Here is a 12,250-nt window from a genome sequence, read left to right as displayed (position 1 = left end):
AGGTAAACTCACTCCCACCACAACATCAACATAGTGCAGCACTGGTAGGAGGCGGTTTACCCGCCGAGCTGTTGGGTTTGCCAAACAAAAAGAATAAAACATCCTAGTTTGTAACATCGCGAGGTAAACTCGCTCCCACCACAATATCAACAAAGTGCAGCACTGGTAGGAAGCGGTTTACCCGTCGAGCTGTGCATCTGTACGACGTAAGAAATAGTAGGCTGTTCTTATTGTATTTTTGCTGGTGTGATCAACTATTCGGTTTTATGTAATAAGGGCTACATGGAAGGGCTAATTAACGATATGATTGACTAAAAACAGAGGGACTTAGTGTGTCATTTCATTTAATTGCGCTATTAGTTATATTTGCACTGTTTGGTACTTCAGCCACTTACCTAATTCGTTTTATGTACAGCTACTGGGTGAAAAAGCGGCTCGAAGTAAAGTACATTATCAATGCGAGTATTTGTGGACTTTTAGTCATGCTTGTTTCTGTGATCAGTGAACTTGCACGATGATTTAAGCACTTGTCAGTTTAAAGTGGTACTGCTTGGCAAGTGTTGGCAATACATAGTGTTTGCACTGGCATCACTGGCTCACAACTCACCGCTGGTGCTTTTTCTTCGTTATCCAGCTTTTCTTGTCTGGTAATATTGGCGACGACTTTTTCAATTTCTTGTTCATTGGTATGTTTGGTCGAATAAATTATATATTCTCTTGGACCCCCACATGTCAATCGCTCACCTATACCAACCACTTTACATTGGTAGCTTGCGTCACACTCAATACTAGCTCTGATATCTGAGAGCGTATATTGGCTATCTAGGCTACTTGTTACACTAGTTGATGTCATTTCACAGCCAGGTAGCACTATAAGGAGTGCACTGATGCAAGTGAGAGAGATAGCTAACTTCATTAATTGCCTCTAGTATGCAGAATGGTTCTTTTGGAGTTTAACACATTTATTTTCAACGCATTGTGTTGCCGGTTCAATTAAATGCTGACAGATACTCATCATTTGATTTTGCTTATTAAAAGCACGCTCAAGCTTTGTGATTTGATCCGCTAACTGCATTACTTGTTTTTCATTCGCAGACTTTGTTGAGTACACCAAATAAGAAGAAGGGCCGCCGCAGGCTCGAGCGCCAACTGCGATCACTTTGCATTGTGTATTGGTATCGCAACTTTTGTCAGCACTTACGTCTTCTAGTGATTGTTTGTAGGCGGCAATATCTGAACTATCTAGTTTTTGGCTGTCTACTTGGATGGCTAAGTTTGTCTCTTTGGGTTTTTTATCTTCAGCTTGTAGCCCGCTCTGCGGCTGTGCGTTAGTGGTATTTTGCGTTGTTACATCTTTTTTAATTGCTTCTCCCTGGCAGCCAAATAATAAAAATGTAACCAGTAAGGTGGGGATCATTTTGTTCATTATATGCTCTCCTCATGTTTGCTAATTAAACTACGCAAGTCCTTGAGGAATAGCAAGCTCAACAGCCTGTATCCTTACAGGCTGAAAAGGATTTATTTATAAACCGCCTTTGGTAAGTTTGTTCGGGTCAAGTAATGACTTGAGCTCAGCTTCACTCAGATCGGTTTGCTCCGCAGCCACCTCGATGATAGGGCGACCTTCTTTGTATGCTAGTTTGGCTATTTGTGCTGCTTTTTCATACCCGATCACAGGGTTCAGTGCAGTCACAAGGATCGGATTTTTTGCCAGAGCTTTTTGAATATTTACTTCATTAACTGTGAAGCTGGCAACGGCTTTATCAGCTAGAAGTCGTGCTGTGTTTGAGAGAATTTCGATACTCTGTAATACATTCAATGCAATCACTGGCAGCATCACATTTAGCTCAAAGTTACCAGATTGCCCAGCAACACTGATTGTGGCGTCATTACCTATCACTTGAGCACTGGCCATTGCTGCTGCTTCTGGAATAACGGGGTTTACTTTTCCTGGCATAATGGAAGAGCCGGGTTGGAGCGCCTCAAGCTCAATTTCACCTAATCCAGCAAGGGGACCAGAATTCATCCAACGTAAATCGTTAGCGATTTTCATTTGCGCCACGGCAAAAGTTTTAAGTTGTCCAGAAAGTCCCACAATCGCGTCTTGTGAACCGATATGGTAAAAAAAGTTACTGCCTTGGCTAAATCGGATCCCGATGTTAGTGCTCAGGTTTTGGCTAAATAATTTCGCGAACTGTGGATCGGCATTAATACCTGTGCCTACCGCCGTTCCACCTTGACCTAACTCGTACACTTTTTCTAATGAATGAACAATTCCCTGACAAGCGTTGTCTACTTGCGCTTGCCAGCCACTTAATGCCTGTGCGAATGTCACAGGCATAGCGTCCATTAGATGAGTTCGGCCGGTTTTGACATGATGACCGACTTGTTCTGCTTTTTGTTCAATACTACGAGATAAGTGTTTTAGTGCGGGTAATAGGTCATATACAGCAGTAATTGCACTACTGACATGAATGGCTGTTGGTATCACATCATTCGAGCTTTGACCCATATTAACATCGTCATTAGGGTGTACAGTCAGTCCGCTAAGTTGTGAGGCTAATGTGGCTATCACCTCATTGGCATTCATATTTGAACTGGTGCCAGAACCAGTCTGAAAGACATCAACAGGGAATTGATCTAAGTGTTTGCCATCAATTAGCTGTTGGCAGGCAGTCACTATTGCTTTTGCTTTGTCACTTGGTAGATGGCCAAGGGATTGGTTGGTTTCAGCTGCAGCTTGTTTGATGTAGGCCAGCGCTTTGATAAAGCTACTTGGCATGGTGATGCCACTAATAGGAAAGTTGTTTACTGCACGCTGTGTTTGCGCCTTGTAGAGCGCATGCTCTGGAACATCTAGTGTTCCCATACTATCGGATTCTTGACGAAAAGTAGTCATCGTTGCTCCTAATAAAAAGGGTTAAACTGCTGGCAGGTTTGGCACGCATCTCGCTGGAGCTTAAGAAATTGCTGCGACGAAGTATGGTGATGTTTATAAAACCGTTTTAATGCCAGCAAAGGCTTGAATAATTGATCCATACATTGCTTACGTATGGCTGTATCAACGAGAGGATCGGCAATCTGCTCTAATAGCTCAGATAATGTACTTCTGAGATAAAACTCTTGCAGCAGCGGGTTATTGTGGCGCTCATACCATTTAGCCATGTCTATTCCTGCTGAGATATATTCAGCAACTAAGAGCGGGGCCTCTAGTTGTGGCCGCTGGCAGTGGCGATTAAGCTTCGCACGGTAAGTCTGTAATAAAGTAGCAAGCTGCATAGATACAAAACCAAACGATGTAATGATAACAATTATCATTACATCGTTTGGTTAGCAATTCAAGCTTTTGTATTTACCCTACCAAACTTGAGTTTGGTATTCACCATCGCAGCTCACTATGGGTCTGAAATGAATTTAAAAAGTGAGTGTTAATTATAACCAAGGAGATACTGCTGTTCGGAATGTTCTTTTTCTTGCTCTTCAAGCTGCATAAGATTAGCGACTTCTTGCCGATAGGCGCGGCTTTTGGTGAACGCGTTTTTTCGCTGCTTCAGGACAAGTCCTTCGCTTTTTAGTTGGCTAGGCATTTGGGTGATCTCTGAAATTTTCATGCTCGCTTCTCCTCTTAGTACTCTTTAAACTTAGCAGAAGTCGTACCAAAATAAATTTCTTTCTGAATTTTAATCATTTAGTGAAACTTTGGGCTATTTACCTTGCAATTAATATAAAAGCTTGCCTCAATGAGGCGCATAATTTGATCAAAATAGTGCAAACGAGATGATAAAACCTTACTCTCAAGCGTGTGAAAACAATAAACATCCGATTTTAGAAAAGCTTACTCCTTATCTAAACAAGCCTTTGGAAGTCCTAGAGATAGGCTCCGGTACGGGTCAGCATGCGGTGCACTTTGCTGCGGCATTACCGCATTTAATATGGCAAACAGCAGATAGAGAGGTCAATCACGCTGGTATTTATGCGTGGCTGGATGACGCTGAGCTTGAAAATGTTTTACCACCATTGGCGCTAGACTTACACCATGGGTGGCCTATTAATCAGCGTTATGATGTGATTTATACCGCTAATACCTTGCACATTGTGTCATCAACCCTCGTGGAACGTTTAATTGCAGGAGTTGGACGGCACCTTAAAGAAAGCGGCTACCTGATAGTTTATGGGCCGTTTAATTATCAAGGCGAATTTACCAGCGAAAGTAATCGAGAGTTTGATACCTATCTAAAGTCGCAAGACCAGGATAGTGGTATTCGCGATCAAGAATGGGTATTGGCGCTTGCTAAAGAGCAAGGCCTTACACTACAGCAAGACTATGCGATGCCGGCTAATAATCGCTTATTGGTGTTTAAACGGTAGCTTTGCTTGGCACTCGATAAAGTAATGCTCGAGTGCATCAGCTTCGCGCTTGGTAAAATCTTCAAGCGCCTGCTGAAAGTCAGGTTGAAATAAGCGGTGATACGATTGCCTCCACACCGGCTCAAAGCCCCTCACCAGCTTATGCTCACCCTGAGCACCGGCATCAAAGACTGCAAGTTGGTTAGCAATGGCGTACTCTATACCTTGATAGTAACACAGCTCAAAGTGCAAAAAGTCGTAACTATCCTCAATCGCGCCCCAATAGCGACCATACAAGGTGTCACCATCCACAAGGTATAAACTAGTGGCAATAATGTCGTGGTTTAAGTAGGCACAGCAAAGGCGAAACTTATCTGGCATTAAGATGATAACTTGCTGGAAAAAGTCGCGCGAGAGATAGCCTTGGTGTCGTGAGCGTTTAAGGTAGGTAAGTTGGTAGCTGAGAAAAAAGGCATCGAGCTGTGCTGTGCTTATTTCTTTGCCATCAATCCAACTGATATTAATACCTTGGGCAGTCACGGCTTGGCGTTCTTTTGTGACCATTTTACGCTTTCTTGACGTGAGTCGCGCGAGAAAATCTTCGAACCCTGCGTAACCTTTATTGTGCCAATGGAATTGTACATTGCGGCGCATCGTTAAATGACTTTGAGTGAGTAAGTCGCTTTGTTGACAAAAATTAATATGGACGCCACTAATACCCAGTGGAGCGAGGCTCGTGAGCGTCGCGTTAATATATTCAAGTAGATCAGCAGAGGGTGCTTTAGTTAAGATCCTTGGTCCCTGCGTGGGCGTAAAGGGGACGCCACACAGCCATTTAGGATAATAATCTACTCCATGACGCTCGTAGGCTTCAGCAAAAGCCCAATCAAAAACGTACTCGCCATAAGAGTGCGATTTAATATAACCTGGCAAAATCGCAATTAACTCACCTTGGCGTTCAATCATTAGATGATGAGGTATCCAGCCCGTTTCTTTACTGGTGCAGCCGCTTAACTCTAATGCAAGCAGCCACTCGTAACTTGTAAATACATGTGGTGGTGAAACACGTTCCCACTGCGCTTCTGTCACTTCTGTCAGAGAATGAATAAATCTGTGTTGGTACTCAGTCATTGTGGCCGTCAAAAAATGCGAGCAGTGCTTGCTCAAAGTTGCTGTAATCAGGATTAAATGTGATCCGTGCCAAAGGTTTGTGTTGCTTCATGTTTTCTTCGTGACGCTCACCAAAATAGATAGTTTTACCAGTGCGGCAGTTAACGAAGGCTTGGTCTTTTAAGTGGTAACTGGTGCAGTTACGATAAGGGCCTTTTTGGCCATAAAAAATATGATCAGTTGGCTGTAAAATACCAATATGAGACATATCGACAATGTTGTCGGCTCTCACGCTCCGATAATTCACACCCTGCTTAGTCGATGGCGTTTCCGAGTAGATAAATTGGGTCAATGCTGACTTAGGTTGCCACTTTTCGAGTAACTTTGCCGTTGCATGATTGTCTATGGTGGTATCAACATCGCTATAGCTGATAAACATCGGTACATTTGGCAAAGTAGAGAGTGATTTGAGTGGTGCCATAGCCTGATGGGCCAACGTTGCGCCATGCCACGGGAAAGATTCATATTTGGCGAAATCCAAATCAGCGTCTTCATCTATCCAATTGACAAATGGCACGTAATCAATCCATTTGGCGAGCCAACCATTCTTATTATGTGGCTCTGTAGCGGGAGAGATCAGTGCAACAGCTTCTAAATTATTGGGCTTATGCTTCGCTATGCTACTAAGCATCAAAGCGGCACCTGTAGAATAGCCAAGTACGGAAAAATGCGTAAAATCTTTGCTCGTCTGTGAAATGGCATAATCTGTATGTGCTTGCCAATCGTCGATATCGACTTCGGTTAAATCACTCGCTGCGGTGGCGTGACCTGGCAATAACATGGTTCTGACATTGTATCCTGCTTCATAGAGCGCTGCTGCGAGATAGTGAAAAGTAAAAGGAGAGTCAGTTAGCCCATGGATAAGCAGCACAGCCTTATCTTTGTTGTCATGGTCAAGTGTAAATGGCGCAATCAGATCACTTACCTTCGGGTTTGTAAGATTCAGCAATCTTGCTGTCGGTGTCATTAACGGGCATGGTAGTGCGGCGCGAGGATTGCGATTTTCAATAACTGTTTTGGTCGAGCGAATATAATCGTCAAAGCTAGTTATATTCGTTATATCAATAGTGACAGGACCTTTATCAATTGCTTCACGAAATAACCCTGATGCTTTGCTTTTGGTGAATAGCGACATATCACTTACTTGGGTTGTGCAATCTTGGGCAATGGCCAAAGGTGAAACAAGCAAGCTACAAGCTAGTACTGTGGAGGTGAAGTAGTGACGCATATTCAATCCTTTTAAGCTATAGGTTTGAAGCAGTATAGCGAGATCACGTGACAATAAAAACGCTCAACGGATCGGTAATATGCGTTTTGCAAAAGTTTGCTTTAGGACAATCGTTGATTCAATCCCGCTAATGACCTTACAGGCGCCCAGTTGATGTTTGGCAAATTGCTCATAACTAGGTAAATCCTTTGCTACGATTTCCAATAAATAATCATAACTGCCAGAGATCACAGAACAGCTGATCACCTGATCTTCAGATTCTACGTGTTGTTCAAATAACTGAGCAGCAGCTGCGGTATTTTCACTGAGTTTTATAAACGCATAAACCAAGATACTCAAATTAACCTGCGTTCTATCTAGTGCAGCATGATAACCAGAAATCACCCCCGTCTCTTGTAACCGCTTTACGCGTCGTAGACAAGGGGTATCAGAAAGGTTGGCTTTTTCAGCGAGTGAGGCATTACTCAAACGGGCATTATGTTGTAATGCGGCCAGGAGCAGTTTGTCCTTAGCATCAAGATTTTCTGACATAAGCGAAATAAAAGAGTGATTATTGCTAATCAGTATTAAACTTTTAGAGAAAATTGGCAAATTATGCTCTTGGTGATTTGTTAGCCTTAATAATGGAATAATCACGAGAAGTAATCATGAGTTCATTAGCCGTACAATTTGATGCTTGGATCAGAGGGCAGTTTGTTGACATAAACGATAAGCTTGAGCACCTTTACTGGCAGCAACAAGATAAAGCGAACGTTGAAGGCGTTGGCGAAGCACTAAAAATACAGTTACAAGAAGAAGGTAATCGACTGATCCAAGCCTTATTGGAGGAAGGCAATACCGATGAAGGATTTGATCAGGCTTTTGATTTATTAGGCAATGTTGGGCTTTTTATGGCCGCATGTCGGCGTCATGAAATTACCGAACCAAGTCGCGAACAGGTTTCGCCATTAAAACAAGCTTCTGCACTGGCTATGCACATTGGTGCCTCTTTGGGGGTTACACCAAGGTTTGCTACCGCACATCTCACTACCCATAATCGCGCAGTGAATGGGGTATATAAACGCTTTACCTCACACCCCGCAGAGCGCTTATTTATTGACTACAATACTCAGGCTATTCTTGCCTATAAACGAGCGTCCGAATCGTTAATGAAGGTACATCATTTGGGCATTTCTCATCCCATGTCATTGGTGCTACTCAAACAAGTTAAGCAAGCGCTGCTTGAAGTAATAGAGTCTAATCGAGCATTGTTTAATGCCTTAGACGCTGAAGCGTTCTTCTATGTGGTGCGCCCTTACTACAAACCATACCGAGTTGGTAAAGAAGTCTATCGTGGCGCTAACGCTGGAGATTTTGCGGGTATCAATGTTATCGATATGATGTTGGGATTGTGTCCAGCTAATGATATTAGTTATGGTCAAATGCTGGTGGAAAAATTCTTATTTATGATGCCTGAAGATCAAGCTACATTACGAGAGTGTATGCGTACACCTAATCTTATGGATGCTTTTTTGGCAGCATTGAATACACCAAAGCGTGAGTGGTTTGCGCCTGCTGCTAATTTGTTTGTGCAAGTATGTAAACTCCATGGCGATACAGCTATTCAGCATCATAATCAACTGGTGGAAAAGTATATTGCCAAACCTTCGCAGGCGATGCAGCAACAGCATTTGAGTAAGGTGACAGCCAGTGGTCCACCTTTAGAAGTCCTATTGCAGCAGCTTGCGGACTTGCGCGATCGTAGGGCAGCGGCTAACCGCGACGATATCTTCACACGATACAATGACTTGAAACGACTGCGTGAGGCGCTAGGAGAACAGAATGACAACCTTTAAAGATGATTTTCACTTAGCGCCTGGCCACTATTTATTAAGTCACTCAGTTGGTCGTATGTTGAAATCAGCCGAGGCTGATTTTCAACAGCAGTTTATTTTGCCATGGCAGCAGCTGAATCAAGAGCCTTGGCAGCAATGGCTCGGTAGTATCGAGCGATTTACCAGTGCACTGGCTGAATTGCTGAGCTCAGAAGCTAGGCTATTTTGTCCACAAACCAATTTGTCTAGCGGCTTAACAAAGTGGGCGATGAGCTTGCCTGAGAGTGGTATTCGCAAAGTTCGTGTATTGATGAGTGAACAAGATTTCCCGAGCATGGGATTTGCGCTACAAAATGCGTTGGATAATGTCGAGATTGTGTATATTCCAGAGTCATTTGATATGTATGATCTTGCGGTATGGCAGCAATATATCGATGAGCAAATTGATTGGGTTTTTGTGAGCCATGTATACTCCAATAGTGGCCAGCAGGCACCGGTGGCTGAAATTATTCAATATGCAAAACAACAGGGTTGTCGCACCATTATTGATATCGCTCAGTCACTTTGTGTGCTGCCTATAAACTTAAATAAATGGGATGCTGACTGTGTCGTAGGATCTTGTGTTAAATGGAGTTGTGCAGGTCCCGGGGCTGGTTTTATGTGGGTGAATAAAAGTATCCTACCTTATTGCGAACCAAAAGATGTTGGCTGGTTTTCTCATCAAAACCCATTCGAGTTTAATATCCATCATTTTGAACCTAATGAGAGTGCACTACGCTTTTGGGGAGGCACACCAAGCGTTGCGCCATATATCTATGCAGGTCATAGCCTGAATTATTTTGCAAACGTAGGTATTAACACGGTGCGTGAACACAACGTTACCTTGTTGGCAAAACTCCAAAAGGCATTACCTGAATTTTATTACTCTCCGATAGATCAGAGTATGTGTTCTGGAACCGCTATTCTAGATTTTGGGCCATATCATGAACAAGTCAGGTCGCGTCTTAAGCAAGCCAACATTGCTGTTGATAATAGACGTTACGGTATCCGTATTTCCCCTCACATTTATAACGATCAGGCAGATATTGAGGCGCTGCTTCATGTTGTTAATTAGCGACCGAGACCCAAAGCGCGCTTTGTTTTCTTTTTCACAGAGCGCCAATGGGTCATTGGTTGTTTAGGTGCATTTGCGATTAACGCATCGAAATCAATGTCGCTTGCAGGCACTTCTCCTTGATGTGCCAATATCAAGGAGTGAGGCTTTAATGCTTTTACTTTGGCTAGCGACAATCGATATAATCGAGGATAGAAGACTGGAAAGGGTGCAACAAACTGCCCTTTTACCTTGACGGTCAAATCTGCAACATACATACGCCCGCTAGGTTGATGTAGTAAGCTAATGTCTCTGTCGGTATGGCCTGGGGTATGAATAGCTTGCCACTGCTCGAAATAAGGCAGCTTATCACCATCGGCCAAGAAAAAGTCTGGTGCAAGGCGTCTTGGGTACCACAGGTTACGTTTCGCTTTACGCTTTCTTCCCGCAACCCATAGAGCCAACGCCATATCAGAAAGGTGCATCATGACACCATCGATACCACGATACCACTGACTGGGTGCATTTGCCGTCGCTATTTTAGCGCCAGTGAGTTTTCTGAGTTTGTGCGCACCACCGGCATGATCTGGGTGCATATGTGTGACGACAATAAGTTTGAGTGCACTAAGAGGTTTTTGTAGTTGCTGAATAAAATGACAGACCACGTCAACATCGGCACGACAGCAACCATCAAGTAACAGTAGCTCTGAGCCGTGCTCAACCAAATAAATATGTTGAATATAACCCTCTAAGGTATGGATTTTCATTAGTCATACTCATATCCCTAATCAGATATCAACATAGCATAGGTTAAAGACATCTGACCAGTTGTCATATGAACGTGATAAATTTCAGGCATAAAAAAACCGCAATTAAGCGGTTTTCTTATAAGTCATGGCGGAGGGGGAGGGATTCGAACCCTCGATAGGGCTACAAACCCTATACTCCCTTAGCAGGGGAGCGCCTTCAGCCACTCGGCCACCTCTCCGGCGCAATACTTTAAAAATGGCGGAGAGATAGGGATTTGAACCCTAGATACGCTATTAACGTATGCCGGTTTTCAAGACCGGTGCTTTCAACCACTCAGCCATCTCTCCATGGGCAAAGATAATACTTAGCGATTTAAGCGCTGTAAACCATTTTTAAACTGTTTGCTTAAAAAATGTTCTAAAAATAGGTTTTTTTTAAAATTGTGCCAGAAATTAGCGGTTTGACAGGGGGATTTTATCAAAAGTACTGGTTGAAGTGATGCTTTTGTGGTCTATTTAAACAAATGCTGACGAGAGCATGGCGGGTTGGGACGCCATGCTCTGTGCAGACTTACTTATACATAATCACGTCTTTTAACGCTAAGTGTTGACCACAGACTGCGAGCCACTTCGTCAAATTGAGTCGACGTTGTTTCGTTGCTTGCGTTTGGTTAAGCGTGTTTTGTGATGGGCTGCAAGGCGCAGCTGAATTAAGCATGTCTGGCTCCTAATTAAACTATGGTTGAAAACAAGGCTATTTTGCACGCAGTTTGTTCAAATTTAAAACGATAAAAATTACTGTTTTCGGATAAAAATAACTAATGTATTTTGTATTTTTCCCTGTTTGTAAAATTGTGATTTTGCATATTTATGCGAATGGGTATTTATCTTGTGTTCGATTAACTTCAATTAAATCATTTGTTTGGTTTTCTTTGTTTTGTGTGCCAATTGTTTTATTGGTTGTTTATTCATATAAGTTGATTTTTTGTATTTGAGAGGCTTTATGCTGGTGGTGGTTAACCCTTTATCGGGTGCTGAGGGAGATGCGCAGATCGCATGGTTAAAGCAACAATTAAAACAACAGCAGATAACGGCAACTTGGTTTAATACCACCGGCAACTTTGTATCAGACAGAGATGCAATAGTAAAAGCGACGACGACAGGGACGACAGTAGTAGTAATTGGTGGAGATGGCACCTTACACTTAGTTGCCAACGCCATCGCTCGGCGTAATAATCCACTCGCCTTGCTTCCTGCTGGTACGGGTAATGATTTTGCACGGCAGTTTAACTACTCCAAAGCACAGTGGCGAGCTGCCGTATTTTCAGATCAAGTTACCAATATTGACTTGGGTAAAGTAGATAGCCGCTGGTTTGTTAATGTTGCAGGCGTTGGGTTTAACGCGCATGTAATGAATAACTTGGGGCAAAAGAAGCGCTTGGGAAAGCTTAGCTATACCTATGCGGGATTAATTTCGCTATTTAGTGCAAAATCAATCTGCTATCACAGTAAAACATGGCCTGAGCACGGTATGATGCTGTTGCTCGCCAATGGTAAACACTTTGGTGCAGGGCTAACTCCTGCGCCTATGGCCAGCTTGAATGATGGGCAATTGGAGCTGTTGTGGTTTACACCGAAAACACATTGGCAGCGGGTGGTAGTATTTGCCAGTATGTTGCTTAAGCGCCATATTGGCGCGAAAAATGTGCATCACGACCGTATTACCGAACTTTGTATAGCACAAGCGGGATATGATATTGAGGCCGATGGTGAAATTGTTGGGCGCACACCAGCAACCATCACATGTTGCCGCCAAGCGTTGAGCATAAAAAAAGCGCCATCATAAAAT

15 protein-coding genes and 2 tRNA genes are annotated in these 12,250 nt (G+C 43.1%); 5 read left to right on the top strand and 12 right to left on the bottom strand.

The features are described 5' to 3' along the window. Window positions 1–332: 332 nt before the first annotated feature. Entirely contained in the window at window positions 333–518 is a 186-nt protein-coding gene (locus HUZ36_RS19370; RefSeq protein WP_125253577.1) for a hypothetical protein, read from the top strand. A gap of 17 nt (window positions 519–535) precedes the next feature. Here the strand turns inward: HUZ36_RS19370 and HUZ36_RS19365 are convergent, their stop codons facing one another. The 5 genes from HUZ36_RS19365 to HUZ36_RS19345 form a co-directional block, all read right to left on the bottom strand. Further along, window positions 536–916: a hypothetical protein gene (locus HUZ36_RS19365; RefSeq protein ID WP_176033742.1), complete on the bottom strand. Its 381-nt coding sequence runs from the start codon at window positions 914–916 to the stop codon at window positions 536–538. A gap of 9 nt (window positions 917–925) precedes the next feature. Continuing rightward, the gene (locus HUZ36_RS19360) at window positions 926–1,426 is read right to left on the bottom strand and encodes a hypothetical protein (RefSeq protein WP_128730125.1); all 501 of its coding nucleotides are present in this window, start codon (window positions 1,424–1,426) and stop codon (window positions 926–928) included. Window positions 1,427–1,522: 96 nt separating this feature from the next. After that, a complete protein-coding gene (locus tag HUZ36_RS19355; RefSeq protein WP_125253580.1) occupies window positions 1,523–2,899 on the bottom strand; it encodes a class II fumarate hydratase in 1,377 nt (458 codons plus the stop codon). Window positions 2,900–2,907: 8 nt separating this feature from the next. Further along, a complete protein-coding gene (locus HUZ36_RS19350) occupies window positions 2,908–3,318 on the bottom strand; it encodes a hypothetical protein (protein ID WP_176033741.1) in 411 nt (136 codons plus the stop codon). 110 nt (window positions 3,319–3,428) lie between these two features. Beyond that, entirely contained in the window at window positions 3,429–3,611 is a 183-nt protein-coding gene (locus HUZ36_RS19345) for a hypothetical protein (RefSeq protein ID WP_125253582.1), read from the bottom strand. Between the two features lie 166 nt (window positions 3,612–3,777). Here HUZ36_RS19345 and HUZ36_RS19340 point away from each other — a divergent pair, with 166 nt between their 5' ends. Continuing rightward, complete coding sequence (locus HUZ36_RS19340; protein ID WP_176033740.1) at window positions 3,778–4,368, top strand: DUF938 domain-containing protein; 591 nt, start codon at window positions 3,778–3,780, stop codon at window positions 4,366–4,368. On the opposite strand, the gene HUZ36_RS19335 is transcribed toward HUZ36_RS19340, so the two are convergent. The 3 genes from HUZ36_RS19335 to HUZ36_RS19325 form a co-directional block, all read right to left on the bottom strand. Next, a complete protein-coding gene (locus HUZ36_RS19335) occupies window positions 4,348–5,478 on the bottom strand; it encodes a GNAT family N-acetyltransferase (protein WP_176033739.1) in 1,131 nt (376 codons plus the stop codon). The two genes, HUZ36_RS19340 and HUZ36_RS19335, sit on opposite strands and share 21 nt — an antisense overlap. Then, window positions 5,471–6,745, bottom strand: coding sequence for an alpha/beta hydrolase (locus tag HUZ36_RS19330; RefSeq protein ID WP_176033738.1), 1,275 nt, complete (start codon window positions 6,743–6,745; stop codon window positions 5,471–5,473). The genes HUZ36_RS19335 and HUZ36_RS19330 overlap by 8 nt, the downstream gene beginning before the upstream one ends. A 63-nt stretch (window positions 6,746–6,808) precedes the next feature. Continuing rightward, window positions 6,809–7,276 (bottom strand): Lrp/AsnC family transcriptional regulator, encoded by a 468-nt coding sequence (locus HUZ36_RS19325; protein ID WP_125253586.1) that lies wholly within the window; start codon window positions 7,274–7,276, stop codon window positions 6,809–6,811. Window positions 7,277–7,392: 116 nt separating this feature from the next. Between HUZ36_RS19325 and HUZ36_RS19320 the strand changes: the two genes are divergently transcribed. Together HUZ36_RS19320 and HUZ36_RS19315 are read left to right on the top strand one after the other, a co-directional pair. Continuing rightward, on the top strand, window positions 7,393–8,580 hold the full coding sequence (locus tag HUZ36_RS19320; protein WP_176033737.1) for a PrnB family protein: 1,188 nt from the start codon (window positions 7,393–7,395) through the stop codon (window positions 8,578–8,580). Then, entirely contained in the window at window positions 8,567–9,673 is a 1,107-nt protein-coding gene (locus HUZ36_RS19315; RefSeq protein WP_176033736.1) for an aminotransferase class V-fold PLP-dependent enzyme, read from the top strand. Before HUZ36_RS19320 ends, HUZ36_RS19315 begins: the two co-directional genes overlap by 14 nt. Here the strand turns inward: HUZ36_RS19315 and HUZ36_RS19310 are convergent. The 4 genes from HUZ36_RS19310 to HUZ36_RS19295 form a co-directional block, all read right to left on the bottom strand. After that, window positions 9,670–10,419 (bottom strand): MBL fold metallo-hydrolase, encoded by a 750-nt coding sequence (locus HUZ36_RS19310; RefSeq protein ID WP_176033735.1) that lies wholly within the window; start codon window positions 10,417–10,419, stop codon window positions 9,670–9,672. The genes HUZ36_RS19315 and HUZ36_RS19310 overlap by 4 nt on opposite strands. Window positions 10,420–10,547: 128 nt before the next feature. Then, a tRNA-Ser gene (locus HUZ36_RS19305) sits at window positions 10,548–10,640 on the bottom strand. An 18-nt stretch (window positions 10,641–10,658) separates the two neighbouring features. Then, window positions 10,659–10,749, bottom strand: a tRNA-Ser gene (locus HUZ36_RS19300). A 223-nt stretch (window positions 10,750–10,972) separates the two neighbouring features. Further along, window positions 10,973–11,119 (bottom strand): hypothetical protein, encoded by a 147-nt coding sequence (locus HUZ36_RS19295; RefSeq protein WP_170178652.1) that lies wholly within the window; start codon window positions 11,117–11,119, stop codon window positions 10,973–10,975. A 285-nt stretch (window positions 11,120–11,404) separates the two neighbouring features. Between HUZ36_RS19295 and HUZ36_RS19290 the strand changes: the two genes are divergently transcribed. Beyond that, window positions 11,405–12,247, top strand: coding sequence for a diacylglycerol/lipid kinase family protein (locus tag HUZ36_RS19290; RefSeq protein ID WP_125253590.1), 843 nt, complete (start codon window positions 11,405–11,407; stop codon window positions 12,245–12,247). Window positions 12,248–12,250: the final 3 nt, after the last annotated feature.

Source organism: Pseudoalteromonas sp. McH1-7, assembly GCF_013366255.1.
Taxonomy (GTDB): domain Bacteria; phylum Pseudomonadota; class Gammaproteobacteria; order Enterobacterales; family Alteromonadaceae; genus Pseudoalteromonas; species Pseudoalteromonas peptidolytica.
This window is presented reverse-complemented; position numbering and strand designations above follow the sequence as displayed.

Coding starts and splice junctions, on each gene's coding strand:
- HUZ36_RS19365 (WP_176033742.1), bottom strand. CDS start 916: ATGAAGTTAGCTATCTCTCTCACTTGCATCAGTGCACTCCTTATAGTG.
- HUZ36_RS19360 (WP_128730125.1), bottom strand. CDS start 1,426: ATGAACAAAATGATCCCCACCTTACTGGTTACATTTTTATTATTTGGC.
- HUZ36_RS19355 (WP_125253580.1), bottom strand. CDS start 2,899: ATGACTACTTTTCGTCAAGAATCCGATAGTATGGGAACACTAGATGTT.
- HUZ36_RS19350 (WP_176033741.1), bottom strand. CDS start 3,318: ATGATAATTGTTATCATTACATCGTTTGGTTTTGTATCTATGCAGCTT.
- HUZ36_RS19345 (WP_125253582.1), bottom strand. CDS start 3,611: ATGAAAATTTCAGAGATCACCCAAATGCCTAGCCAACTAAAAAGCGAA.
- HUZ36_RS19340 (WP_176033740.1), top strand. CDS start 3,778: ATGATAAAACCTTACTCTCAAGCGTGTGAAAACAATAAACATCCGATT.
- HUZ36_RS19335 (WP_176033739.1), bottom strand. CDS start 5,478: ATGACTGAGTACCAACACAGATTTATTCATTCTCTGACAGAAGTGACA.
- HUZ36_RS19330 (WP_176033738.1), bottom strand. CDS start 6,745: ATGCGTCACTACTTCACCTCCACAGTACTAGCTTGTAGCTTGCTTGTT.
- HUZ36_RS19325 (WP_125253586.1), bottom strand. CDS start 7,276: ATGTCAGAAAATCTTGATGCTAAGGACAAACTGCTCCTGGCCGCATTA.
- HUZ36_RS19320 (WP_176033737.1), top strand. CDS start 7,393: ATGAGTTCATTAGCCGTACAATTTGATGCTTGGATCAGAGGGCAGTTT.
- HUZ36_RS19315 (WP_176033736.1), top strand. CDS start 8,567: ATGACAACCTTTAAAGATGATTTTCACTTAGCGCCTGGCCACTATTTA.
- HUZ36_RS19310 (WP_176033735.1), bottom strand. CDS start 10,419: ATGAAAATCCATACCTTAGAGGGTTATATTCAACATATTTATTTGGTT.
- HUZ36_RS19295 (WP_170178652.1), bottom strand. CDS start 11,119: ATGCTTAATTCAGCTGCGCCTTGCAGCCCATCACAAAACACGCTTAAC.
- HUZ36_RS19290 (WP_125253590.1), top strand. CDS start 11,405: ATGCTGGTGGTGGTTAACCCTTTATCGGGTGCTGAGGGAGATGCGCAG.